This is a genomic window from Luteolibacter sp. AS25, assembly GCF_046736275.1.
Taxonomy (GTDB): domain Bacteria; phylum Verrucomicrobiota; class Verrucomicrobiia; order Verrucomicrobiales; family Akkermansiaceae; genus Luteolibacter.
Window position 1 is genome coordinate 962419 of record NZ_CP151837.1, and the last position, 25061, is coordinate 987479.

Annotated in this window: 23 protein-coding genes; 17 read left to right on the plus strand and 6 right to left on the minus strand. The window is 57.8% G+C overall.

What is annotated here, in order from left to right; translation table 11 throughout:
• Window positions 1–276: 276 nt before the first annotated feature.
• The 16 genes from rplM (at window position 277) to AAGA79_RS04565 (ending at window position 16032) form a co-directional block, all read left to right on the plus strand.
• On the plus strand, window positions 277–708 hold the full coding sequence (gene rplM, locus AAGA79_RS04490; RefSeq protein WP_411827579.1) for a 50S ribosomal protein L13: 432 nt from the start codon (window positions 277–279) through the stop codon (window positions 706–708).
• A gap of 24 nt (window positions 709–732) precedes the next feature.
• Window positions 733–1128, plus strand: a complete 396-nt coding sequence (rpsI, locus tag AAGA79_RS04495; RefSeq protein WP_411827580.1) for a 30S ribosomal protein S9 — start codon at window positions 733–735, stop codon at window positions 1126–1128.
• 188 nt (window positions 1129–1316) lie between these two features.
• Window positions 1317–1919, plus strand: coding sequence for a LemA family protein (locus tag AAGA79_RS04500; RefSeq protein WP_411827581.1), 603 nt, complete (start codon window positions 1317–1319; stop codon window positions 1917–1919).
• A 27-nt stretch (window positions 1920–1946) separates the two neighbouring features.
• A complete protein-coding gene (locus AAGA79_RS04505; RefSeq protein WP_411827582.1) occupies window positions 1947–3851 on the plus strand; it encodes a M48 family metallopeptidase in 1905 nt (634 codons plus the stop codon).
• Between the two features lie 54 nt (window positions 3852–3905).
• Window positions 3906–4745, plus strand: a complete 840-nt coding sequence (locus AAGA79_RS04510) for a hypothetical protein (RefSeq protein ID WP_411827583.1) — start codon at window positions 3906–3908, stop codon at window positions 4743–4745.
• Between the two features lie 83 nt (window positions 4746–4828).
• The gene (locus tag AAGA79_RS04515; RefSeq protein WP_411827584.1) at window positions 4829–5707 is read left to right on the plus strand and encodes a LysR family transcriptional regulator; all 879 of its coding nucleotides are present in this window, start codon (window positions 4829–4831) and stop codon (window positions 5705–5707) included.
• A complete protein-coding gene (locus tag AAGA79_RS04520) occupies window positions 5697–6620 on the plus strand; it encodes a LysR family transcriptional regulator (RefSeq protein ID WP_411827585.1) in 924 nt (307 codons plus the stop codon). Before AAGA79_RS04515 ends, AAGA79_RS04520 begins: the two co-directional genes overlap by 11 nt.
• 294 nt (window positions 6621–6914) lie before the next feature.
• On the plus strand, window positions 6915–8081 hold the full coding sequence (locus AAGA79_RS04525) for a PQQ-dependent sugar dehydrogenase (RefSeq protein ID WP_411827586.1): 1167 nt from the start codon (window positions 6915–6917) through the stop codon (window positions 8079–8081).
• 174 nt (window positions 8082–8255) lie between these two features.
• Window positions 8256–8459, plus strand: coding sequence for a hypothetical protein (locus AAGA79_RS04530; protein WP_411827587.1), 204 nt, complete (start codon window positions 8256–8258; stop codon window positions 8457–8459).
• 156 nt (window positions 8460–8615) lie between these two features.
• On the plus strand, window positions 8616–8975 hold the full coding sequence (locus tag AAGA79_RS04535) for a hypothetical protein (RefSeq protein ID WP_411827588.1): 360 nt from the start codon (window positions 8616–8618) through the stop codon (window positions 8973–8975).
• A gap of 115 nt (window positions 8976–9090) precedes the next feature.
• Complete coding sequence (locus AAGA79_RS04540) at window positions 9091–10548, plus strand: efflux transporter outer membrane subunit (RefSeq protein ID WP_411827589.1); 1458 nt, start codon at window positions 9091–9093, stop codon at window positions 10546–10548.
• Between the two features lie 39 nt (window positions 10549–10587).
• On the plus strand, window positions 10588–12006 hold the full coding sequence (locus AAGA79_RS04545; protein ID WP_411827590.1) for an efflux RND transporter periplasmic adaptor subunit: 1419 nt from the start codon (window positions 10588–10590) through the stop codon (window positions 12004–12006).
• Window positions 12003–12698: an ABC transporter ATP-binding protein gene (locus AAGA79_RS04550; protein WP_411827591.1), complete on the plus strand. Its 696-nt coding sequence runs from the start codon at window positions 12003–12005 to the stop codon at window positions 12696–12698. The genes AAGA79_RS04545 and AAGA79_RS04550 overlap by 4 nt, the downstream gene beginning before the upstream one ends.
• Before the next feature lie 4 nt (window positions 12699–12702).
• Complete coding sequence (locus AAGA79_RS04555) at window positions 12703–13920, plus strand: ABC transporter permease (RefSeq protein ID WP_411827592.1); 1218 nt, start codon at window positions 12703–12705, stop codon at window positions 13918–13920.
• Between the two features lie 15 nt (window positions 13921–13935).
• Complete coding sequence (locus tag AAGA79_RS04560; protein ID WP_411827593.1) at window positions 13936–14589, plus strand: response regulator transcription factor; 654 nt, start codon at window positions 13936–13938, stop codon at window positions 14587–14589.
• Between the two features lie 3 nt (window positions 14590–14592).
• Window positions 14593–16032 carry an ATP-binding protein gene (locus AAGA79_RS04565; protein ID WP_411827594.1) on the plus strand — a complete coding sequence of 480 codons (1440 nt, stop codon included), beginning with the start codon at window positions 14593–14595 and terminating at the stop codon, window positions 16030–16032.
• Between the two features lie 98 nt (window positions 16033–16130).
• On the opposite strand, the gene recG is transcribed toward AAGA79_RS04565, so the two are convergent.
• The gene (gene recG / locus AAGA79_RS04570; RefSeq protein ID WP_411827595.1) at window positions 16131–18185 is read right to left on the minus strand and encodes an ATP-dependent DNA helicase RecG; all 2055 of its coding nucleotides are present in this window, start codon (window positions 18183–18185) and stop codon (window positions 16131–16133) included.
• Window positions 18186–18300: 115 nt separating this feature from the next.
• On the opposite strand from recG, the gene rseP reads away from it, so the two are divergent.
• Entirely contained in the window at window positions 18301–19728 is a 1428-nt protein-coding gene (rseP, locus tag AAGA79_RS04575; protein WP_411827596.1) for an RIP metalloprotease RseP, read from the plus strand.
• Window positions 19729–19764: 36 nt separating this feature from the next.
• On the opposite strand, the gene AAGA79_RS04580 is transcribed toward rseP, so the two are convergent.
• The 5 genes from AAGA79_RS04580 to AAGA79_RS04600 form a co-directional block, all read right to left on the minus strand.
• Window positions 19765–19977, minus strand: coding sequence for a hypothetical protein (locus AAGA79_RS04580; protein ID WP_411827597.1), 213 nt, complete (start codon window positions 19975–19977; stop codon window positions 19765–19767).
• A gap of 317 nt (window positions 19978–20294) precedes the next feature.
• Window positions 20295–20996 (minus strand): DUF3313 family protein, encoded by a 702-nt coding sequence (locus tag AAGA79_RS04585; RefSeq protein WP_411827598.1) that lies wholly within the window; start codon window positions 20994–20996, stop codon window positions 20295–20297.
• A 69-nt stretch (window positions 20997–21065) separates the two neighbouring features.
• On the minus strand, window positions 21066–21890 hold the full coding sequence (locus AAGA79_RS04590) for a hypothetical protein (protein ID WP_411827599.1): 825 nt from the start codon (window positions 21888–21890) through the stop codon (window positions 21066–21068).
• Window positions 21891–22176: 286 nt separating this feature from the next.
• Window positions 22177–22782 carry a c-type cytochrome gene (locus tag AAGA79_RS04595; RefSeq protein ID WP_411827600.1) on the minus strand — a complete coding sequence of 202 codons (606 nt, stop codon included), beginning with the start codon at window positions 22780–22782 and terminating at the stop codon, window positions 22177–22179.
• A 23-nt stretch (window positions 22783–22805) separates the two neighbouring features.
• Complete coding sequence (locus AAGA79_RS04600; protein WP_411827601.1) at window positions 22806–25028, minus strand: NADP-dependent isocitrate dehydrogenase; 2223 nt, start codon at window positions 25026–25028, stop codon at window positions 22806–22808.
• Window positions 25029–25061 lie beyond the last annotated feature (33 nt).

The following is a 25061-nucleotide window of genomic DNA, read 5'->3' on the forward strand; positions in this document are numbered from 1 at the left end:
TGTCCGAGTGATCACGTTTGCGGTGGTAATGCCTGAAATATTGCGAGTTCGGTTAGATGGGTCCCTGGGTAAATAGTGGGGAGGCTGCACTTAGCACATCGTGAGCCGAATTGACCATTCGATAGGAAATTAGGGTAATGCACCTTTATAGCGGATACGGAAAATTCTTTGCTAATTTACCGGTTGACACTTCACTGTGTGATGCCTAAGTTCCGCGCCCCTTCGGGTAGGAGCACTTGCACCGCTATGTTTCCACGAAGGTTTCCTAATACTGAGATGAAGACATTTTCCGCCAAGCCCCACGAAGTCGAACGCGATTGGTATGTGATCGATGCGAAAGGTAAAGTCCTCGGCCAAATCGCCGTGGAAGCCGCTCGTTTGCTCCGTGGCAAAAACAAGCCAACTTTCACAAGCCACGTAGACACCGGTGATTTCGTTGTCGTGATCAATGCTGACCAATGCGTTCTTTCCGGAACCAAAGAGACTGACAAGATCTACACACGTTTCTCAGGTTATGTAGGTGGTAAGAAAGTGGAGACTCCGCAGAAGCTTCGTCTCCGTCGTCCTATTCTTCTTGTAGAGCGCGCTGTCTGGGGAATGATCCCTAAGACTCGTCTCGGTCGCGCCCAGTTCGGTAAGCTCAAGGTTTACGCTAGCGAAGAGCACCCGCACGAAGCTCAGAACCCGAAGGTTCACGAAGTCCGCTAATTACTTATTTCCTAATTTATTATTATGCCAGCTACCGCCACACAAAGCGCAACAGGTCGCCGCAAAACCGCAGTCGCCCGCGTATGGGTGAAAGAAGGTTCCGGTCAAGTCACCATCAACGGACTTTCGTTCGAAGACTACCTTCCTACCATTGACCTTCAGAACTCCGTCATCGCTCCTTTCCAGGTTGTGAACATGGTAAACAAGTTCGATGTAAATGTAATCGTCAAAGGTGGCGGCAAGCATGCGCAAGCGATAGCGATTCGCCATGCGATCTCCCGCTCGCTTACTCAGTTCGATCCGGAAAATCGTAAGCTCATCAAGCCGGAAGGGTTCCTTACACGTGACCCACGTATGAAAGAACGTAAGAAGCCAGGTCAGCCAGGTGCTCGTGCCCGCTTCCAGTTCTCCAAGCGTTAATCTTGGTTTACAAAGAATCTCAGGAAAACCGCTCCGAAAGGCGCGGTTTTTTTGTGTCTGGATGGTTCGCGATTTTTCCGAATGTTGGATACTCGTGAGGTTCCCAATCATAATTGCTGAGATTCCCAGATATCTGACGCCTGATCATTTATGTGGCATAAACGCTGAAGGTGGATTAGATAAAGGTCATGACTTCTTTAAGTGCTGGATTGATTGTGCTGATCGTTTTGATCGGTCTCATTGCCGTGATCGGTATGTTTGCCATGGGCGTTTACAACGGCCTGGTGAAGCTGCGGAACATGTATAAGAACGCGTTTTCGCAGATTGATGTGCAGTTAAAGCGCAGAAACGATCTGATCCCGAATCTGGTCGAAACGGCCAAGGGCTACATGAGCCATGAGCGGGAGACTCTAGAGGCTGTCATCGCCGCCCGGAATGTGGCGGCGGGTGCCCGCGAGTCAGCGAATCCCGGCGATCCCGGCTCGATGGCCAAGCTTGGCCAGGCCGAGGCAGGTCTCGGCGGTGTGCTCGGCCGCCTCTTCGCCGTTGCGGAGGCTTATCCGGATCTGAAGGCGAACCAGAATATGATGCAGCTCAGTGAGGAGCTGACTTCCACGGAAAACAAAGTCGCCTTCTCCAGGCAGGCCTATAACGATTCCGTGCTCGCTTTTAACAACAAGCGCGAGGTTTTCCCGAACAATATCGTCGCCGGTATGTTTGGCTTTAGCGAGGCTTCTCCGTTCGAGATCGAGGACCCTGCCCAACGCGAGGCACCGAAGGTCCAGTTCTAGGAAACCGCCTATCCATCCCAATAGCCGATGAACTTCTTCGAGGCACAGGAGCGGGCCAGGAAATCCAGCCGCTTGCTGGTTTGGTGGTTCATTCTATCCGTGATCGGCGTGATCGCGGTTATGTATATTCTGGCTCAACTGTTTCTACAGACCGGGGGGGATATTCAGAATTTCAATGGTGGTCAGCTGAAGACTGGTTGGTGGGATCCCGGTGTGGCCGCCGGGACCAGTGGCATCGTTGGCGGTGTCATCATGCTGGGCAGCTGGTTTAAGCTCGCGCAGCTTTCCGGTGGTGGGAAGGTGGTGGCCAGCAGCCTTGGAGGGCGGCAGGTAGAACCCACGACCACGGATCTGCCGGAGCGACGCCTCCTGAATATCGTCGAAGAAATGGCAATCGCCTCCGGACTGCCGGTGCCCGAGGTCTGGATCATGGATCAGGAAAGGGGTATCAATGCCTTTGCTGCCGGGACGGATCCGGCGAATGCGGTGATCGGCGTCACCCGCGGCACGCTGGAGAGACTCACGCGGGAGGAGTTGCAGGGCGTCGTCGCGCATGAGTTCAGCCATATTCTCAATGGCGATATGAAACTCAACATGCGGCTGATGGGCTGGATATTCGGGCTGGTGATGCTCTCCATGCTCGGTCGCATGCTGCTTGAGTCATTCCGTTTCATGCGTGGATCGAAGGATTCCAAGGGGAACGGTGTGGTGATCGCCATCGTGCTCGCGGGTCTCGGAGTTTGGTTGGTCGGCTCCGTCGGCGTTCTGTTCGCGCGGCTTTTGCAGGCGGCCATATCCAGACAGCGGGAGTATCTGGCGGATGCCTCCGCGGTGCAATTCACGAGGAATCCGGAGGGGATTTCCGGCGCGCTGAAAAAGATCGGCGGCTTTGCGGAGCATGGGAAAATTTCATCACCCAAGGCCATGGAGGCCCGGCACATGTTCTTCGCCGGCAGCGGGTTTAGCGCCATGATGGCCACACACCCGCCGCTCTCGAAAAGGATCCTGGCCATCGATCCGAACTGGAAAGGAACCATGTTGGAGGGGAAAGCTGATCCGATCACGCGCGAGGAAATGGCCGGCTTCTCCGGTTTCTCTGGATCAACCGCTGCGGATATTTCCGCGGAACCTGTGCAGGATCGGCTGGCGGATCTGGGAGATAGCGATGGTATGGATAGCCGTGTGGGCACCCGGATCCGGGAGGAATTGCGCGCAGGGAAGGTGACCTCGTTTTCCCGCGAGGAGGCGAAGGTGCTGCTGCTCGGCCTGCTCGTCGCGGCGGATGCGGATTCGCGGGAGGTGGCGGAAAGAATACTTTTTGAAGAAGGAGTAGAGGCACAATCTATCGGCAGCATCCTCACCTGGAGCGAGGATCTGAAGGACTACACCGCGGCTAAGAAACTCGCGCTGGTGGATCTTTCCCTTTCCTGGTTGCGGAAAATGAGCCGCGATGAGGCACGGGATTTCGCCAGGGCCAGCAAGTCCCTGATTGAGGCGGATGGTGAGGTGAACCTCTTCGAGTTCATGCTGCAGAAAGTTATCGAGCGTCATGTGGAGATCGGCCTGGGGCTCAAAGCCGTGCCGAACATGAGGCACCGGAGTCTTTCTTCCCTGGAGAAAGAGATCAGCCATGTGCTGCATACCCTTGCTGCACTGGGCGGTGGCGCGGATTCCCTGAAGCAAGCGGCGGTGGAATACCGCGAGCACGTCGGCAGGGATCTCGTGCAGGTGGAGGTAAATCTCGGGGAAGTTTCCAAAGCGCTATATGAAATGGACGCATCCACCCCGCTGGTGAAGCAGCAGATCCTCAGGCTGTGCGGCCTTGTGGTAGTGGAGGATGGGAAAGTGGATGATGGGGAGTTGGTGCTCCTGCGGGCGGTGGCGGAGGCTATCGGTGCGCCGATCCCGCCGATAGTCCGGCAGATGATGTAGAAAACACACCAGTCAGCACTTGCGTTTCTGTCAGGTGTGTAGGAAAGCTTTGCTGTGGAAAGAGAACGAAAGCCATGGTGGCTTTATTTAAATATCCTAGGCCTGGACGCCCCGCTGGTTGCAGTGGTGTGGCTGTTCCTTTTCGCGAAGACGTGGCGGGTGAATTACCTCCCGTGGGAATCATACGTGGCGCTGGGACTTATTGCCTGGTGCCTGCGCATTACGGCGAAGCTGCTGGAAGCCGCGATGAACGGGGATACGGAGTCCACTCCGCTGCGGCATAAGAAAGCCTTGGTCAGGATAGCCGTGGGTACAGCTATCAGCGCGCTGATCCTCACCGTGCTGAATTTCCCTCTCTCCGTATATTTCTACCTCCTCGTAGGCGGGGTGCTGGTCATTGGCTACTTCGCTCTGTCCTTGTTTATTACCAAGGAGGAAAACGAAATCTCTTACTCGAAGCACGCCATGGGCGGAGTCTGTGTGGCATATGGCACAGCGATGGCAGCCCATACCTACCTGCCGACCCTCGGGGTTCAGCAGATGGTCTTTTCCCGGGAGTTCATCTGTTTCACCGTGCTCTGTCTGCTGGCCTCCGCTGCCACCGAGCTCTGGGCGAATGCCGCGAAATCCGGCGATGTGAATCTTTCCGCCGCCAATGAACTCTCGATCAGCCTGCCGGCCACTTTGCTCGGGGCGGTGGCGTTGGTTTTCGCCGTGCAGAATGAGTCACAACTCACCCGACCGTTCTTCTATGCCATCCTCACCGGCGCGGCGTTGTTGCAAATTCTTAACCGTACACGGCGGAAGTTCGATCCGGAGATGGTTAGCTTTCTCACCAGCCTGTGCCTGATTGCCCCGGCAGTCATCTTCGAGGCATATGCCGTCAGCCGTTAGCATGCGGCCTACCGGCTGCAGGAAATTGCCAGTGTCCATAATACCGCTTGCCTGGGAGGTCTTTCCACCGAATGTGGTAGCAGATGTTTACTGATTTTAACAAAAACGACGATCTGGCGGGGATATCCCTGCGCCACCTCGAGGTTTTCAGTGCGGTCGTCAGGGAGGGTAGTTTCGCAAACGCGGCTATTGAGCTGCAAATGAGCGGAGCGAACGTGAAGAGGATCTACGAGGGATTCAGGAAAATCGTCGGTCGGGATCTTCTGGTGGTGGATGATCCTGATCGCATCGAGGCCACGGTCTTCGGTCGCGGGCTCTTCTCTCAGCTCGGTCCGCTGGCACGGAGCCTCCGGAAAATGGAGGAATCCGTGCGCCAGTTGCACCAGGCGGGGAGGGTGCTAAGGTTCGGTGCGGCAGGTGGCTTTTTCCGCGAGGGGCTCTTTACGGATTACCTCTCCGGGCTGGAAGTTTCCAAGATCTTCCGCTCCTGCTACATCAAGGTGGAGCCGGAGCGGGCGTTGAAATGCCTGCTGGCCAATGAGTGCGATCTGTATTTCGGCATCGGCCTGGGGGTTACCGAGCGGCTGGACCGGGTGGATCTTGGCGAGGTTGGCTGGAAAATCCACAGCAACGGAACCCGACCCTTGCCGGAGAAGCCTGCCGATCTGAAGGAAAACTGGTTCATCAAGGTGGAGGGGGATCCCGGTCAGGCAGAGGAGATCCTGCGGAAATTCCGGGATGCGGGCGCGGAGGGCGGCGAGACCTTCCGGAAGCGGAGCATCCGTGATCTGGGGAATGAGGCCATTGTTTTTTGCGCGGATCTCATCAGCCCGCTGGGCAGTGATGTGGGGGATGCGTGGCCCTGTTATGAATTTTCCGTCCTGCTACGGAAACATCACCCGTATAATGATTTGAAACAAATGCTCGGCCGAACCGCCAGAAAGGAGTCCCATGGACGTTGATTTGAATAGCCTTATGGTTTTCCGTGATCTGGCGGAAAGCGGGAACTTTTCCGAGACCGGACGCCGGATGGGTCTCTCCCAGCCAGCGGTGAGCCTCACCATCACAAATCTCGAGCAGGCCGTGGGGCTTGTGCTCCTGGAGCGGAAGGCGCGGGGCACCGTGCTAACCCCGGAGGGAGATGTTTTCCTGACGCGTACGAAGGAAGTTTGCGATGCATACTCTGCCTTCAAGGATGAGCTGAAACACCAGGCACGGCGGCTGGACAAGAAGGTCTCGCTGGGGCTGGACGGTTCATTCTACTCGCTGGAGCTTGCGAAATTGGTCGAGCAGGAGCACGTCACCGAGGATAAATCCATCGCCATGGGACGTGCGGGGGAAAACTGGACGGATGATCTGGAAAGCGGCCGGACGGATCTGGTGATCGCCACCAGATTTCTCCAGGAGGGCATGACTGCCGGGATCCAGGAGGCGGTGATCCGCAAGGAGCGGGGCATTACTCTCGCCTGGAATCCCAGCTTCTACGCGTTTGATTCGGAGCAATTCAATTTTCCCGCCGTCTTGCGGACCACATTGCTGATCCCGAATACCCACGCTGCCCGCGGTTTTCGCTGCTTTCTGGAGCAGTGGTGCGAGTATGCCTACGGCACGCAGGGGGCGAACACCGTCTTCTTCGATACCGAGGCGGAGGCGGCGGAGGCGGCTGAGGCAGGGCTGGGCATCTTTCTTGGCCCCGGCGATGCCATGGCGCGGTTGACCGATTTGAACGGGAATCTGGAATCAGTGCGGACATTCGAGTTTCTACTGCCTGAGGCTTATACCTTCGGCATCTATTGCCGGGCGGATGAGCGCTCACGCGAGGTGCTCGATACCGCCGCTTTGATCGGAAAGCTCGCTAAGAAGTTTTTTCTCTAATAGGCCTATATCGATCTTGGAATGGAGACTGATAGAATACCGCACGAATTAGCGTATCATGCTTATGCATAGCGGCTTGGGACCGAATATCTCCTGCCGCTAGGAACCATCGCAGTGGATAGCTGCCTTTCTCCCCGGGTGAGCCCAAGGCGGGTCGACCCGGCCTTGGGCTTTCAGATCCAAGTTCCCCGGGGAGAAAACAGTGGTGACGGAGTGGAGGCCGGGAATGGTCATGGAAACATACGTTTCGTCATTCGGTTGCACGATCCGGGTTTGCGGATAGATTGGGCGATTATGAAATTTGCTCTCACGCTAGTCTCGGGTCTTTTGTTCAACTCCATCGCCCAGGCGGGTGTGGGCACAGAGCTGGTTGCGGATGGTTTTGAGCGCCCCGTGTGGGTGGGCGCGCCGGATTCCGTGAAAGGGAAGATCTGGGTCATGGAGCAGGCTGGCACTGTCTGGATCGTGGATCTGAAGACGGGGAAGAAAGCGGAGGAGCCTTTCCTGAAGATCGTCCCGAAAGTGGAGCGGAAGGGGAATGAGCAGGGCCTGCTGGGCCTCGCCTTTGCGCCGGACTTCGCGGAGAGCGGCCGCTACTATGTGAATTATAATGAGAAGGGCGGGGAGACGCAGATCGTCCGCTTTGTCACGGAGGATGGGAAAACCACGGATCCGGACAGCGGCGAGACCATTTTCCAATATGATCAGCCCTACGCGAACCACAATGGCGGTTGGCTGGACTTCGGCCCGGATGGCCTTCTCTACGTCGCCACGGGGGATGGCGGCTCCGCGAACGATCCGAAAAATCTTTCACAGGACCTCGGCTCACCCCTTGGCAAGCTGCTGCGCCTGGATGTGACTGGGAAAGAAGGCTACAAGCCTGCTGAGGGAAATGCCTTTGCCGGAGTTGATGGCGCCCTGCCGGAGATACACGCCTTCGGCCTGCGGAATCCATGGCGCTGCTCTTTCGATGCGGAGACAGGGGATTTCTGGATCGGCGATGTGGGTCAGAACGCCTGGGAGGAAATCAACGTCGTAAAAGGGAACAAGACCGGCGGGCTGAACTTCGGCTGGAGGCTTCGTGAGGGGGATATCAAAACCCCGGGCCGCAAGGGCAAGGAGATTGGCGGGAAAATCCCTGAAAACTACCACGCCCCCATCTACGTCTACGCGCACGGCAGCGGGGGGACCCAGGGGCTCTCCGTCACCGGCGGCTACGTCTACCGCGGCAGCGCCGTGCCGGATCTGAAAGGGAGATACATCTTTGCGGACTACCAGAATCCACGCATCTGGAGCCTGCGGGAGAAAGGCGGGAAGAGCACAGATTTCCAGGATCACACGAAAGCACTGCAGCCGGATGGCGGGCGTATCAGTCTCATCTCCTCCTTCGGGGAAGATGCCAGCGGGGAGCTCTACATCACGGATCTCACCGGCCCTGTTTATAAAATCGTGGAGAAATAACCTCTGCGGGAAAGGGTGGGGCGAATGCCGGAGACGGGCCACATGGATCCCCGCGCGGGCCGATTGGTATTGATTGGTTGAATATCAGGCGTTATGCAAGCTTCGGCGCTTGGGGAGGTCTTCAACTGCAGGCCGGGTAACCAGCTTCCGATCTGCTACACCAGATACTTGATTATGAAGATGTTATCCCTATCCGCCCTTTCGCTAGCTACTTTATACAGCCTCACCACAGCCGCATATGCTGCAGTGTATGTGGACTTCAGCGGAGGGGGTGGCACAGCGCTGAGCATCACCCTTCCGGAACTACAGTGGGAGATAACGAATGCGGCCGGAGTTAACTTAGCTTCGATTTTTGGAATTGGAATCGCGGTAGGATAGGTCCCTGCGGCAAGATATACAGGGTTCACGAGTGGCGGGAATCCCGCGGATTGGTCAGCCACCGGGAGCCTCGCCATTTCAGGTTTTACGAGCAGGGAATTCTATTCGAATAATAACTTCAGCGCAGAGAATGGCGGCGGAATCATCTGGTATGGGATGCAGAGCAATCAGAATGCTGTGGACGGTAATGTTATCACCTACACCGGCGGAACGTTCGGAACAATATCCGCAATTAGCGAGATCTTCGTGGATGGGGAATATGAGGTCTATTTGATCAGTGGCTACGATGCCAGCGTAGTTGGCACTGCGGCTATCCCCGAGCCCTCCGGCCTGATACGGCGCGCTGGGTATGCTTGGCTTCCTGCGCCGCAAGAAGTAGGCGGCTGTGGGGAAACAGGAGGGGCGTGGGTTTTGTGGCTGGGGCTTATCCGGCAGCGGAACGCAGCCGCTCCTTGGGCGGTGGCTTTGGAGACAAGGAGCGGCGTCGTTTCGGCGCCGGATAAGGATTTGGGATGATTGGGAGGTGGGGAGTGATTGGTGGGGGCGGTGGTTTTGTTGCTCGGGGCTTTGTGGTTGGGTTTGATTGGGGCTTCACGGGAACTTAAGGTTGGGTGTGGCAGGGTGCGGGGTAATGAAGCGTATCTGCTCTAGTTTTCTGCCCGCATTCCCTACCGATAAGTTCATGGCGTTGACCGTGGTAACTGCGGCTTTGACCGGGTGCCAGGTGGTGGGGCGGCACGGGAATTCCATGGATTCGATCGTGCTGCCGGCCTCCTGGCATCAAGGGGTGGGTTTCCGGCATGCGGCGGCTTCGGTTGATTTACGGAGGTGGTGGGGGGAGTTCAATGATCCGGTGCTGACGGAGTTGATCCGCGGGGCAAGGGCGCAGAGCCCGGACTTGAAATCGGCGGTATCGGTGGTGCGGGAGGCGCGGGCGCGCCGGATTTCCGAGAGGAGTGGGTTGTTCCCGAGTCTAACGGGGGATTTCTCCGCGGGGGCCGGGCGGAGCAAGAGTGAGGTGAGCAGCGGAGGGTTTGATACGACTGTTCAGAATAGCACGGAGTCTTATTCGGCGGGGCTGGATGCTTCGTGGGAGGTGGATCTCTTCGGCAAGCAGCGGGCAGCTGTGGCGGCGGCGGGTGCGGATGAATACAGTGCGGAGGAGACGCTGAGTGCGGTGCAGGCATCGCTGGCTTCCGAGGTGGCGCTGGCGTATCTGGATCTGCGGACGGCGGAGGCGCGGCTGGCGGTGGTGCGGGAAAATGTGAAGAATTTCGAGGAGACGTATCAGTTGGCTTCCTGGCGTGAGGAGGCGGGTCAGATCGATGCGCTGGATGCGGAGCAGACGAAGAGTAATCTGGAGCAGCTGCGCTCGAATGTGCCGCCGCTGGAGCAGGCGATCTCGAGTGCGAAGAACTCGCTTGCTTTGCTTTCCGGGAAGGTGCCGGGTGCGCTGGACGGGGTGCTGTCGAGTAGGAGCGGGAGGCTGCCTGAGCCGCCGCGGAAGCTGGCAGTGGGGATCCCGGCGGATACGCTGAGGCAGCGGCCGGATGTGCGGGGGGCGGGCTACGATTGGCTGGCGGCGGTTTACCGGACGGATGCGGCGGAGGCGGCGCGTATGCCATCGCTGAGTCTGAACGGGAGCCTGGGGGTGGATGCGCTTTCTTCCTCGAAAATCTTTAATCCGGAGCAGGCGGCGGCGAGTGTGATCGCGGGGCTGACGGCGCCGATCTTCGATGCGGGGCAAATCCGCAGCCAGATCGAGATCCAGAGCGAGCAGGAGGAGCAGGCGCTGCAGGCCTACAAGAAGACGGTGCTAACTGCACTCTCCGAGGTGGAGGATGCGCTGATGGCGTGCCGGAAAAACGAGGAGCGGGCGGTGATCACGGAGCGGGCGCTGGTGGCGGCGCGGACGGCGGAGGAGCTGGCGCGGCAGAGGTATGAGGCGGGTGTGGTGGATATCACGACGGTGCTGACGACGCAGCAGGCGCTGCTTTCCCTGGAGGATCAATCGGTAACGGTGAAGGCGGATAGGTCCAGCTCGTTCGTGGGTCTTTACAAGGCGCTGGGTGGTGGCTGGCAGCGGTAGGCGGAGGTGATGGCGATGACTGTAATTCTTTTTCCATATATGATAGCGAAACAAAACAAGGGGGATCTTGCTGAAAAGATCCGTGCGGGCCGGACCTCCAAGAAGAGGAAGGGGATCTATATCATCCTGCTGCTTCTACTGCTGGGTGGCGGGGTGTTTGCCCTGAGGAAATATCAGGCGGCTGGCGACAAGGTGGGGCCTGGGTATGTTACCGAGAAGCTGGAGCGCGGGGAGGTTTCCCTGACGGTGACGGCGACGGGCAATCTGGAGCCGACGAACGAGGTGAGCGTGGGCAGTGAGATTTCCGGGACGATGGACAAGGTGCTGGCGGACTACAATGACACCGTGGAGGAGGGCCAGGTGGTGGCGACTCTGGATACTACGAAGCTGGAGCAGCAGACGGATAGCCTGCGGGCTTCCGTGCTGGTGGCGAAGGCTAGTGTGAATCAGGCGGCGGCGACGCTGGCGGAGAGCGAATCTTCCCTGAGCCGTTTGCAGCAGCTGCATAAGATCAGCAACGGGAAGACTCCTTCCCAGGCGGATCTGGATACGGCGGTGGCGTCGCGTGACCGGGCCGTGGCTGATCTGGAATCCGCAGAGGCGGTGGTGAAGAAGGCGACGGCGGAGGTAAAGGTATTTGAAAGCGATCTGGATAAATCCGAGATCAAGTCCCCGATCAATGGGATCGTGCTCTCCCGGACGGTGGAGCCGGGGCAGACGGTGGCGGCACAGTTTTCCGCGCCGGAGCTGTTCATCGTGGCGGAGACGCTGACGCGGATGAAGCTGGAGGTGGCGGTGGCCGAGGCGGATATCGGCCGGATGGAAGAGGGGCAGAGTGCGAGCTTCACGGTGGATGCGTGGCCGGACCGGACGTATGAGGCGACGGTGCGGAAGGTTTCCTTTGCCTCGGTAATCACGGACAATGTGGTGACGTATGAGGCGGAGCTGGAGGTGGAGAACGATGACTTGAGCCTGAGGCCCGGGATGACGGCGACGGCGGATATCCAAGTGGCGGAGAGCGAAAATGTTTTGCTGGTCTCGAATGCGGCGCTGCGGTTCAACCCGGAGAGTGCGGTGGCGGAGGAGAAGTCCGAGACCAAGCAGAGTTTCCTGGAGAGTCTGAGCTCACGGCCGCCGAGGGGTGGGAGTAAAAACAGCGGCGCGGGTGCAGCTGCGGGTGGCAATGGCGGCGGGCAAGCAGCTGGCGGCGGTGGACGTGGCGAGGGTGGAGGACCTCCCGGTGGAAAAGGCGGAAAAGGCGGGCCGGGCGCAGGCGAAGGCGGCGGGAAGAAGGATGGCGGTAGTGCGCCGAAGTCGATCTGGATTATGGAAGGCGGCGAGCCAAAGATGATCCGCGTGCGGACCGGGCTGACGGACGGGCGCTACACGGAGGTGATGGGCCCGGAAGTGGAGGAGGGAATGGAGGTAATCATCCGCAAGACGGTGAAGAAATCATGAGTGCGGGTGCATTGATCGAGCTGAATGGGATCACCAAGACCTACGGGCGCGGGGATGCTGAGTTCCAGGCGCTGAAGGGGGTGGATCTGAGCATTTCCGAAGGGGAATTCGTGGCGATCATGGGGCCGAGTGGCTCCGGGAAGTCCACGCTGATGAATCTGCTGGGCTGCCTGGATGTGCCGACGGGTGGGAGCTACCACTACGAGGATATCGAGGTGGGTGGGCTTTCCGCGGATGAGCGGTCTCTGCTGCGGCGGTATGCGCTGGGCTTTGTTTTCCAGGGGTTCAACCTACTGGCGCGGACTTCCGCGAAGGAAAATGTGGAGCTGCCGCTGCTTTACCGGGGGCTTTCCTCCAAGGTGCGCAAAGAGATGTCCGAGGAGGCGCTGGCATCCGTGGGGATGGGGGACAAGATACGGAACACGCCGGCGGAGCTCTCCGGCGGGCAGCAACAGCGGGTGGCGATCGCCCGGGCACTGGTGACGAAGCCGAGCACGCTTTTTGCCGATGAGCCGACGGGGAATCTGGATACGACGACGAGTGATGAGATCATGAAGCTGATGGTGAATTTAAACAGGGACTCAGGAATCACGATCGTGATGGTGACGCACGAGGATGACATAGCGGCCTACGCGAAGCGGGTGATCCGGGTGAAGGACGGCCTGATAGAATCCGACAAAACAAACGCCTGATCTTATGTTCTGGAATGCTTTTTTAATCGCGCTGCGGGAGATCCGCAGGAATCTGATGCGCGCCTTTCTAACGGTGCTGGGGATCATCATCGGGGTGGCTGCGGTGATCACGATGGTGACGCTGGGGCAGGGGGCGACGACTGCGGTGAAGGATCAGATCGCGAACCTAGGGAGCAATCTGCTGGTGCTGCGGCCGGGGCAGGGGTTCGGCCCGAGATCAAACTCCGCGGGGGTGCCGAACTTCAGCGAGAAGGATGCGGTGGCCGTCTCCGAGCAGATCGGCGGGCTGGCGAATGTGGCGCCAACGAGCTCGACCAATCTAAGCACGATCTATCTGCAGGCGGCGCGGTCCACCGAGATTACCGGTACGACACCCGAGTATTTCGAGATCGGGAAATGGAGCCTGGATAGCGGGCGTTTCTTCGAGGCGGCGGATCTGCTCTCCGGCAAGGCGGTGTGTGTGCTGGGGGCGACGGTGAAGAAGGAGCTTTTCGGGACGGATGACGCGCTCGGGGCAAAGATCCGGCTGGGGACTTCCTCCTGCGAGGTGATCGGCGTGATGAAGGCCAAGGGGCAATCCGGGCAGGGACGGGACCAGGACGATACAATCGTGGTGCCGCTGACGACGCTGCAGAGGAGGCTGGTGGGGAAGACTTCCGCGCAGGATATTTCCACAATCCTGATCTCCGCGGAGGACGATGCGGATACGGATGAGATCATCAACGAGATAGGGCTGATGATGCGGGAGCGGCGGAACCTGCAAGCCAATGAGGATGATAATTTCACAGTGATCGATACCCGGCAGATCGCGGAGGCAGTGAGCTCTTCCACACGGGTGATGACGACTTTGCTGGGCGCGGTGGCGGGGGTGAGCCTGCTGGTGGGCGGCATCGGCATCATGAATATCATGCTGGTATCGGTGACGGAGCGGACGCGGGAGATCGGGATACGGCTGGCGGTGGGAGCGCGTGCGCGGGAGGTGCTGCTGCAGTTCCTGGTGGAGGCGATCACGCTGGCATGCATCGGAGGAATGGTGGGGCTGGGACTGGCGTTTCTACTCTGTGTGGTGCTTTCCAAGGTGATCGAGGTGCCGTTTATCTTCGATATGAAGATCAACCTGATCGCGTTCGTATTTTCCGGGGCGGTGGGCATATTGTTCGGCTTTATGCCGGCGCGGAGGGCTGCGGCGCTGGACCCGATCGATGCATTGAGACATGAATAGTAGAGCTGATATTTTATGAAAATCCTGATCGTGGAAGATAATCCGGACCTGTTGAGGAGCCTTGCGGCGAGCCTGCGGGAGGAAAACTATGCCGTGGATACGGCAGCCGATGGCGGCGAGGGGCTGTATCTGGCGAAGGAGTGCGACTATGACTGCATCGTCCTGGACGGGATGCTGCCGGTGATGGACGGATGGGATCTGCTGGCGGAGCTGCGGAAGCTGAAGAAAACGCCGGTGCTGATGCTGACGGCACGGGATGCGGTGGATGACCGGATCCGCGGGCTGGACGGCGGGGCGGATGATTACCTGGTGAAGCCCTTCGATCTGGAGGAACTGCTGGCGAGGCTGCGCGCGCTGATACGGCGGGCGAGCGGTGAGGCCTCCCGGGTGATCGAGATCGAGGGGGTGGAAATTGATTTCGCGAAGCGCTACATCAGCCGGCACGGGATGGTGGTGCAGGTGACGGCGCGGGAGTATGCGCTGGTGGAGTATCTGGCTCTGAAGCGCGGGCGGGTGGTGACAAGGTCCGAGCTCTACGAGCACTTGTTCGACTCCGAGGACGATTCAATTTCCAATCTACTGGATGTGCATGTATCGAACGTGCGTAAAAAGCTGGGACCGGATCTGATTGTGACACGGCGCGGGCACGGCTACCTTATCCCCCAATAATTCATGAGACTCCCTTTCAAATCGCTCCGCTGGAGCCTGCAGTTGTGGCATGCGCTGATCCTGCTGGTGGTGATCACCGCGCTGTGCCTTCTGGCGTTCCGGATCGTGACGGAAGAGCGGATGCAGAGCATGAGGAGGGAGCTGAAGGACTTCGACAGGACATTGCTGCGGTTGATTGTCTTCGATGGGAATGAGGAGGAGATCCGGATGCCGCTGGATGACGAGGAGATTCACAAAAGGCTGATGGATCTGGCATCCATGCCAGGGGCGCCACCGGAGATCACGGGAGCGCTGGGAGTGGTGGATGAATATGACCCGTATTTCGCGGTATGGGACAAGGATGGAAAGCCGCTGTTTGTTTCAAAAAACGCTCCGCAAGACATCGGTGAAATGAGGCCGGAACTGGCGGCGAGGGAGGCGGCTTTGCCAGGTGAATCAAGGATTCTGGAAATAGGGAGCCATCTGCTGTTTCCCCATCAGACGCCCTTCGGCTTTCTGACGTTGAGCGGGGTGGATATCAGCCGCGAGCAGACGAATTTCCAGCGGCTGGGCCTTTTGCTTTCCGCTAGTGGAACGGGATTGTGGCTGCTGGGGCTGGCGGGCGGCTGGTGGCTTGCGGGGCGTGCGATCAAGCCGATCGGCGCGATCACAGAGACGGCGGCAAGGATCGCGAATGGTGACCTTTCCGATAGGGTCAAACCACCGGGGACGGACGATGAGCTGGCGGCGCTGAGCGAGGTGCTGAACGGAACCTTCGACCAACTGGAGAGCATGATCCGGCAGCAGAAGCAGTTCATCGCGGATGCTTCCCATGAGCTACGGACGCCGGTGGCGGTGATACTGAACGAGACCCACCGCGGTTTGAAAATGAAGCGGGAGCCGGAAGAGTATAACGAAATACTGAACACGTGCCGGCGGATGAGCGAGCGGATGCGGGAGCTGCTGGGCTCCCTTCTTGCGCTGGCACGGCAGGACTCCGCGGAGATGTCACAGCGGGAGAAATGCGAGCTGGGATCCATCGTAAGAAACAGCTGCAAGGAGCTACGGGGGATGGCGATGGACGGAGGCAACGCGCTAACGGTGACGGTGGATGAGGTCGATTTCTATGGAGACAGGCAGGCATTGGAAATGATCGTGATGAACCTGATCTCCAATGCGATTCATCATACGCCCGATGGGAGCATGATCGATGTGCGGCTGACGGCGGGGGAGGAAATTGCCCTGAGCGTGAGGGATGACGGGCCGGGGATAGATCCGAAGCATGTGCCGCATCTCTTCGAAAGATTTTACCGGACGGATGCCGCGCGCGGTGCGGACGGGCATAGCGGCCTGGGACTAGCGATCGTGAAGGCGGCGGTGGAGAACCACGGCGGCCGGGTGGAAGTGGTGAGCGGTGTGGAGAAGGGGACCGTGTTTACGGTCTATCTGCCGGGTGGGAAGTGAGGTGGGGTTATGGATTTTGCGGGGGTGATGGGTTCCGGATTCTAATCCGGCGCCGGGACGATGACGTTCCTTGTGGATGGGGCGACGCTACTCCTTTTTTAGGACGTGATTGATTTTGGCAGGGCTTCGTGGGGGGTGATGAGGGGATGGAGTGCGGCGTGGGTGCCGGTGAGGGTGGGGTCCTCTTGAAAGACCTGATCGGCCAGGACTCGGGCCTCGCGGATGAGTGGCGTGTCTGAGATGAACTCTGCGAAACGGAGGTCCGAGAGGCCGGATTGGGCGGTGCCGAGGACATCGCCGGGGCCGCGGAGGGCGAGGTCTGCCTCGGCGATCTCAAAGCCATCGTCGGAGTTCTCGAGGACGGTGAGTTTCTCGATTGCTTCGGGTGTCTTGGAGGCTGTGAGGAGGATGCAGTAGGATTTATGCTCCCCCCGGCCGATGCGTCCGCGGAGCTGGTGGATCTGTGCGAGCCCGAAGCGCTCCGCATTGTGGAGGATCATAAGGTTCGCGTTCGGGACATCGACTCCGACCTCGATGATGGAGGTGGCGACGAGTGCCTTGAATTTCCCGGAGCGGAAATCCGACATAACTTCCTCTTTCTCCTCCGGGCGGAGTTTTCCGTGGAGGAGGCCGACGTTTTCCGCGCCGAGGCGTTTCTGCCATTTCCCGTGTGCGGTGATGGCTGACTCTGCCTTGAGGTTTTCAGATTCCTCCACGAGGGGATAGACGAGGTAGGCCTGGCGGCCTTCCTTGAGCTGTGCTTTGACGAAGTCGGTGATGTCTTTTTGCTTCGGCTTGCTGCGGAGGGCGGTGATGATTTTTCCGCGGCCGGCGGGTTTCTCATCGAGGATGGAAACGTCGAGATCGCCATAGATCGTCATGGTAAGGGTGCGGGGGATAGGGGTGGCCGTCATGACGAGGACATCCGGGAGGGTGCCTTGATCGATGAGTTTCGCGCGCTGGACGACGCCGAATTTGTGCTGCTCATCGATGACGACAAAGCCGAGATCCGAGAAGAGTTCGGAATCGTAAAGCAGGGAGTGGGTGCCGATGAAGATGGTGGGGCCGGAGGTCTCCAGGGATTGCTCGCGGCGGGCGGCGGTGCGGAGGACTAGCTTCACGCCCAAGGGCTCCAGCCATTTCCGGAAAGTGAGGTAGTGCTGCTCCGCGAGGATCTGGGTGGGGGCCATGAGTGCGGCATCCGCACCGGAATCGATGGCGAGGAGCATGGAGGCCATGGCTACGAAGGTTTTTCCCGCTCCGACATCGCCCTGGAGAAGGCGGTTCATGGGGCGGGGGAGGCGCATGTCCACTATGATTTCCCGGATTGAGCGCTTTTGCGCGCCGGTGAAATCGAAGGGTAGAGAGTGGTAGAAGGCGGTGAGGAGACTGGTTTTCTTCCCGAGGACGCGTCCATTGTGCGAGAGGTGCACCTGGCGCTGCCAGACGACGTTCAGCTGGAGGGTAAAGTAATCCTCCAGGGCGAAGCGGCGGCGGGCGGTTTTCGCGGCCTCGAGTGAGGTAGGGAAATGTGTTTCCGAGAGGTCAGCGCGGCGGTCGTTTTCCGTGACGGGGAAGGGAAAGTAATCCGCCTGACCGATGCTACCGACGAGGAGGTGGGTGATTTCACGGAGGCGGCGTTGATTGATTCCGGAGATGTTTTTGTAGATTGGGACGATGCGGCTAAGGTGGATCGTTTCCGTATCCTCCTCATCCTCGCGGATGACTTCGATTTCCGGGTGATCGATGATGAGGCGGCCGGCCTGTTCCTTTACTTTCCCGTAGGCGATGACCTGGTGTCCGGCGGCGATGACCTTGGAGATGTAGGGCATGTTGAACCAGCGGCAGGTGATCTTCCCCGAGCCGAAGATGCCGCCGGAGCCATCCATGATGACGGCCTCGTAGAATCGGGTTTTCCCGAAGCCCTTGGTGGTGGCATCAATAACGCCGCCGGTGAGGCAGACGGGCTTGCCGGTGGGCTGGTTTGGGAATTGATCGAACTGGCGGCGGTCTTCGTAGCGCTTGGGGAAATGATCGAGGAGGTCGGCGGCGGTTAGGTAGCCGGCGGCGGCGAGGGCGTGGATTTCCTTGGCCGAGAGTTCGGGCAGGGTGGAGAGTTCTGTTTGCCCGGTGATCACTGGACCGAACTTCAAAGTTCAGCGTGCAAAACTCAAGTAAGAGTTTCATGGGAAGGTGGTTCCGCGGGAAAGTGGAAATGCTTGCGGGATTTCCGGAGGGAGGTAGCTTTCCGGCATCTACCAATAGTCCATGACGTTCCTCCATACCGCTCTTAATATTCTGCTGCTGATCGTTGTTGTCGTGATGCTTTTCAATATCATCATTTTCGTGCACGAGCTGGGGCATTTCCTGGCGGGAAAATGGAGAGGGCTGCAGATCGATAAGTTTCAAATCTGGTTCGGAAAGCCGATCTGGAAGAAGACGATAGGCGGTGTGCAATACGGCTTGGGCTGGATCCCGGCGGGTGGATTTGTAGCGCTGCCGCAGATGGCGCCGATGGAAGCGATCGAGGGAGGAAACGCGGATGAGCGCAAGGCGCTGGCGCCGATTACTCCGCTGGACAAGATCATCGTGGCATTTGCGGGACCTTTATTCTCGATCCTGCTGGCATTGGCCGCGGCCGTGGTGGTGTGGGGAGTGGGTAAGCCGAAGGACTTCGTGCCGAGCACGACGGTAGGCTTCGTGCTGGCGGAGAGCCCGGCGGAGAAGGCTGGAATCCAGCCCGGGGATGAGATTCTGGAAATCAATGGCAAGGCAGTGAATGGCTTTGCGGGGACGCTGGAGAGTATCACGGAGAGCATCGTGCTGAGCAGCGGGGATAAGATCGTCTTCACCGTGAAGCGCGAGGGTGTGGAGCAGCCGCTGAAGCTGACGAGTGGATTTGACCAAGCGGATAGCCGCTGGTGGCAGCGTGGCGGCCTGAGGCAGGTAGGACTTGCACCGGCCGGACCTGCGCTGGTGGGTGATGTTTACAAAAATAGTCCAGCGGACAAGGCAGGTCTGGAGGCTGGCGATATCATCATTTCCGTGGACGGACAGAGGCTTTTCAGTGACATCCAGCTAGCCCAATACATGGAGGCGAAGGAATTCAAGACGGTGATGATCGGTGTGAAGAAACCGTCCGGTAATGAGATCGAGGTGGAGCTGACACCGGAGGCTCCGTTGCAGCCTGAGGGGATCAGCCCGAAGATCGGCGTGCTGTGGGAGCAATCCGGCGATGTGGATGTGCGCATTGTACATCCGAATCCCTTCAAGCAGGTTTACGACAGCCTGAAGATGATGTGGGTGACAATCACGAGCGTAGCAGATCCTGGCTCAAGCATCGGGGTGGATCACCTCAGCGGTCCTGTCGGGATCGGCCAAATGCTCTACTCTCTACTACAGACCGAGGATGGCTGGAGAAGGATCATTGGTTTCATGGTGCTCTTCAATGTGAACCTTGCGGTGCTGAATATGCTGCCGTTCCCGGTTCTGGATGGTGGTCATATTACACTTGCGGTGCTGGAGAAGATCGCTGGACGTCCGGTGCAGACAAAGGCGCTGGAAATCATCCAGACCGCATGTGCGCTGGCTCTCATTTCCCTGATGCTCTATGTGACGAGCAAGGACATCGGTGACAAGATCCGTCCCGGTGCGGCTAAGGGGCCCGAGGGAGAAATCATCTTCTCCGCGGACTGATCCGGAATCCGTAATGCTTTTATGAGCGAAGATAAGTCAGAATCGAACATGGACTCCTTGGAAGGCAGGACCTGTGATCGATGTGGCAAGGAGGCCATCGCTGTGCTGGGAGAAGAGGCGATCTGCGAAAGTTGCTGGCATGGTGTCTCCGCTGGATGCGGCACTTTTTGCGATGAATGAGTAGATTTCCTGCACAATTTGCAGGTTTTCAGCAAGAATACGCGAATACGTGATAGAAAATCCCGTCACTGTCTGTATATTGGAATCATCGGCGCGAGGGACAGCCCCTCAAGAGCTCGCGCCGCTACCTCCCCCCAAGAATAGAAGCTGTTTCGCCCCCCCCGAGCAGATCGCATATCCCCCGAAAGGATGCAAAGTCGGCAGACATCACCCCCGGATTGTCTGCCGATTTCTTTTTATACCGAAACCAGCCTTAATAGGCTTGATCGACTCCGCAGCACGAGGCACGGCAGCAACGGGTAAATTACGCCCTGAAATCTGATTGCCTAAGCGGGGTGCAAGATACGGAGTCCGGTCATCCGGCTCCGCCTGCTTCCGGGGGATCCTTACTGAGGTTCGGGTGTCAGCTTAATCATCTCCCGACGAACGGTGGCGAAGATTTCTCTGTTGGAGCCTTCCATGAGCTGTCTGGCCCAAATGTTGCAGATCTCCTTGTTGTCCGTGAAGTGTGTTTCATCTCCGCTGATATGCAAATCCGGGCCGCGGCGGTCCGAAACTGTAACGATGACCTTGCCGGTCTTCGCGTCCTTCACACGGGCTTCAAAGGCGCATACGGGAATATCGAGCGGGGGCCCCAGCTCTGGATTCGGATAGTGTGCTTCGATGAGCGCGACTTCTAGAATGGCTGTGTTCGGCTTCGAGGCGTCGGTTGTTTTATAGAAGATGCAGATGGGATCCGAGAAAGCTACGTCGAGTCTCTTTGTGAAATAGCGGGCGAGCTCATTGGTCTTTTTCTCGTAGGTTTTCAGATCCGGGATTTCCTCGGACTTGCTGTCCTCCCATTTATCTTCACGGAGATATTTGGTGGTGACCGGGCGGACGACTATGTTCTTATAATCCTCCATGTTTACGGATGGATCACGCCATGAGTGCCGGAACGGAAGTCTGGAGAATCTGGCTGTGGTGTCAGCAGGTGTTTCCGTGAGGAATTCCGTTGGTTTTACGATTTCAACGGATTGCTTGAGACCGCAGGAAGTGAGGGCCAGTAGTGCGACGACTGAGATTGCTGGAAGCTTGATACGATCCATGGGTAGGTCTTTCTGTTCAGGGAAATCTAGACCACATGCGGGCCGATGCGAGGCCAAATTTACGCGATGCTACCGGCGGCGGCGCATGAGAAGCAAGCTGCCGAGACAGCCGAGGAGAGTGGTGGAAACCTCCGGTACTGCCGTGAAACTCCCGAAATCCTGCGGGGTGTTACCGAGGAGGCTAAGATCTCCATCGATCGCGGAGAATACATAGTTTGGGAAAGTTTCGCCACTGGTGGTCGATTCCATCGTCAGATTGATCGTAGACGTGTTTCTAAAGAAAAGGATAACGGCAGCTGAAGGATCAGTCTCGGGCCGGTTTACTCCAGGACCAGTGAAGCGGAATTTGCCGCCCCCTATATCAACGATTGCAACATCGTTGGAAGTTGGCAGCTGGTATCCGTAGAAACCGTCCGCAGTATCCACGATGACTGACTCGCTTTGGATATCCTCGCCGTCCACATCATAGATCATGAGGCGGAAGTCGTTTAGAGCTAAACTATCGGAAAAGGTTCCGCCGCCTTGAAAGAAATCGAGCTGATAGTTGATCCCGCCTGTTCCAGCGGAATTAGCTCCGTACACATAGCCTAGATCTCCGTCCGGTTCTCCGGTAGCGGTGCTGTAATCCGGAAAAGAGCCGTAGAAGAAGTAATCGCCTTGGGTTGTGACGGTGGTTCGGAGGTCGATGCTCTCACCGGAAGTAGGAGAGACATTGACGAAATCGAGGGTAGTGCCATCATAGAAAGGACCCAAGGTTGCTTGGTTTCCGTTCGTCGCCTGGACGTTTCCCGAGAAATCCAGATCGTAAAAACCGCTTGGGCTCTGGGCGTGTGAAAGTGTGCTGACAGAAAGAAGAAGGCAGGATAGGAGAAGTGGTTTATTCCGGTAAAACATTGAATATCTTAGAGTAATTTTAACCTTGGTATACTATTTGGGCGAATTAACCAAATGTTTTTTTGAACACGGGGGCAACAGTGGTTACTCACACGGTAATCGAAGTCCATCTCTCGCGGCTTCGGCTACGAATAAACCGATCTTTGCCGACTGTTTGTTAGCATTGATAACGACTTTTTACCGAATTTCTGGGTCTTGAGGCAAACAGCGTCGAATGTGGATTAATTCGGATGACTGATATCGGGTTGGTGGTTGCTGAATGGATATATATGGATCTGCTGCGAAACTACTTACATTCCGAGATATATGAAATAACGTCATTTAGCTCACTTTTTGAAATGGTGGCGGATGCAATGCCTTTCATCTTTGCTCCTATGGAATCGGCGGGTAGATAGCCGCGCTGGCCTGATTTGAATTTTCCGAACTGGAGCTTCAGATACCACGGAGGGAAACGAGCGAGCGGTGCGCTGCCGAAGGTAATTTCCCCACTCGCATCGAAGCGGTGGCATTCCGCGCAGCGCTCCAGGTAAAGTTCCTTTCCCCGGACGGGGTCACCCTTTGGGAGTGGGCGTTTGATGGGGGGGATTGCTGCCAGGTAGGTGGCCAGATCTTTGATTTGCGCTTGGGTTAACCCTTCGGCGATTGCTGCCATCTGGAGCCCGAATATATCCTCGGGGTGGCTGCCGCGGAGGCCCTTGAAGTAGCGGGTCAGCTGGGATGTGGTATACCAAACAGGAAGCCCCGCGAGTGGCGGGGCTTTGAGTTCGGCATTGCCGCCGGCTTTTCTGCCGTGGCAAGCGACGCAGGATTTTTCAAAAACCGCTGCGCCGGGATCTTTTGCGGTGGCAGGGCAAAGGAGGGCGATATGGATGCCTATGAGAGCTTTCCACATCGATTCTATGCCGTTGCGCAGTTTCAGATTTCCGCGAGGATATCGTTGAGTGTTTTGCTCGGGCGGAGGGCGGCGAAGGCCTTTTCGTCATCGAGGAGGTAATATCCGCCGATATCTGCCGGTGAGCTTTGCACTGCGATGAGCTCTGAAACGATTTTTTCTTCGTTCTCTGTGAGTGCGGCCGCGACTGGTGTGAACTGCTCCTTGAGTTCCGCATCGTCGGACTGGTTGGCGAGTGCCTGTGCCCAGTAGAGAGCGAGGTAGAAGTGTGAACCGCGGTTATCGATGGTGCCAAGCTTGCGGCCCGGGGAGCGATCGTGCTCGAGGAATTGGCCTGTGGCAGCGTCGAGGGTAGCTGCGAGGACTTTTGCCTTCGCATTCCCTTGGGTATCGCCGAGGTGCTCGTAGGAAGCCGCGAGTGCGAAGAACTCACCGAGGGAATCCCAACGGAGATAGTTTTCCGCTGTGAACTGCTGGACGTGCTTCGGAGCGGAGCCACCTGCGCCTGTCTCGAATAGGCCGCCGCCGTTCATGAGAGGAACGATGGAGAGCATTTTCGCGGAAGTGCCTACTTCGAGGATCGGGAAGAGATCGGTGAGGTAGTCGCGGAGGACGTTTCCGGTGACGGAGATGGTGTCCTCACCTTTAACGATGCGCTTGAGCGTGGTGAGGCAGGCCGCTGCCGGGTCTTCGATGGTGATATCGAGGCCGGAGGTATCGTGATCCGCAAGGTAAGTTTTGACCTTGGCGATGATGTTGGCGTCGTGCGCGCGTGCTTCATCGAGCCAGAAGATGGCTGGAGTCTGTGAGGCGCGGGCGCGGTTGACGGCGAGTTTCACCCAATCCTTGATGGAGGCGTCCTTGGTCTGGCATGCGCGCCAGATATCGCCTTCTTGAACTGTGTGCTCGAGGAGGACGTTGCCGGCGGAGTCGGTGACTTTGACGGTGCCGTCGGACGGGATTTCGAAGGTTTTGTTATGGGAGCCATATTCTTCGGCTGCTTTTGCCATGAGGCCCACGTTCGGGACGGAGCCCATGGTAGTAGGATCGAGCGCGCCGTTTTCACGGCAGAAATCGATCGTGGTCTGGTAAACGCCCGCGTAGCAGGAATCCGGGATGACAGCGAGTGTGTCCTGTTGTTTGCCCTCGGCATTCCACATCTGGCCGGAGGTGCGGATCATGGCTGGCATGGAGGCATCGATGATGACATCGGAAGGGACGTGGAGGTTGGTGATGCCTTTGTCGGAGTTGACCATGGCGAGGTCCGGGCCGTTTTCGTAAGCTTTGGCGATGTCTGCCTCGATGGCGGCTTTCTGCTCGGCCGGAAGTGTTTCGATTTTCGCGATGAGATCACCGAAGCCGTTGTTATAGTCGATGCCGAGTGGGGCGAGGGTTTCCGCGTGGAGTGCGAGGACATCCTTGAAGAATACTTTGACTGCATGGCCGAAGATGATCGGGTCGCTGACCTTCATCATGGTGGCTTTCATGTGGAGGGAGAAAAGCACGCCTGCGAGCTTGGCTTCGGCGATTTGTGAGTCGAGGAAGGTTGTGAGCGCGTCCTTGGATAGGAAGGTTCCGTCGATGATCTCGCCGGCGAGGAGCGGGAATGCTTCCTTGAGAGTGGTGACAGTGCCGTCCGTGGAGGTGTGTTCGATGGTGACCTCGGTGGCTTCGGGAACAATTGCGGATTTCTCGTTTGAGAAGAAGTCGCCGTTTCCGGCCATTGTTCCGACGTTTGTGAGGGAGTCCTTGGACCATGCCCCCATGGAATGCGGGTGCTTTTTCGCGTAGTCTTTTACTGCTTTAGGAGCGCGGCGGTCGGAGTTGCCCTCGCGGAGAACAGGGTTAACGGCGGAGCCCATCACCTTGGCGTATTTCGCGCGGATTTCCTTTTCCTCGGGAGTGGAGGCAGTTTCCGGGAAGTCCGGAATCGGGAAGCCTTTTGATTGGATTTCCTTGATCGCTGCTTTCAGCTGGGGAACGGAGGCGGAGATGTTCGGCAGCTTGATGATGTTCGCATCCGCCTGGAGGGTCATTTTTCCGAGTTCGGCGAGATTGTCCGGGATTTTCTGATCTTCGGAGAGCAGTTCCGGGAACTGGGAGATGATGCGTCCGGCGAGGGAGATGTCGCGCGTTTCCACATTGATGCCAGCAGGTTTTGAAAATGCCTCGACGATCGGGAGGAGAGAATAGGTGGCGAGGGCCGGAGCTTCGTCGGTTTTGGTGTAGATGATTGTGTTGGACATGATGTGATACGTTGCAGTTTCGATAGATTAATG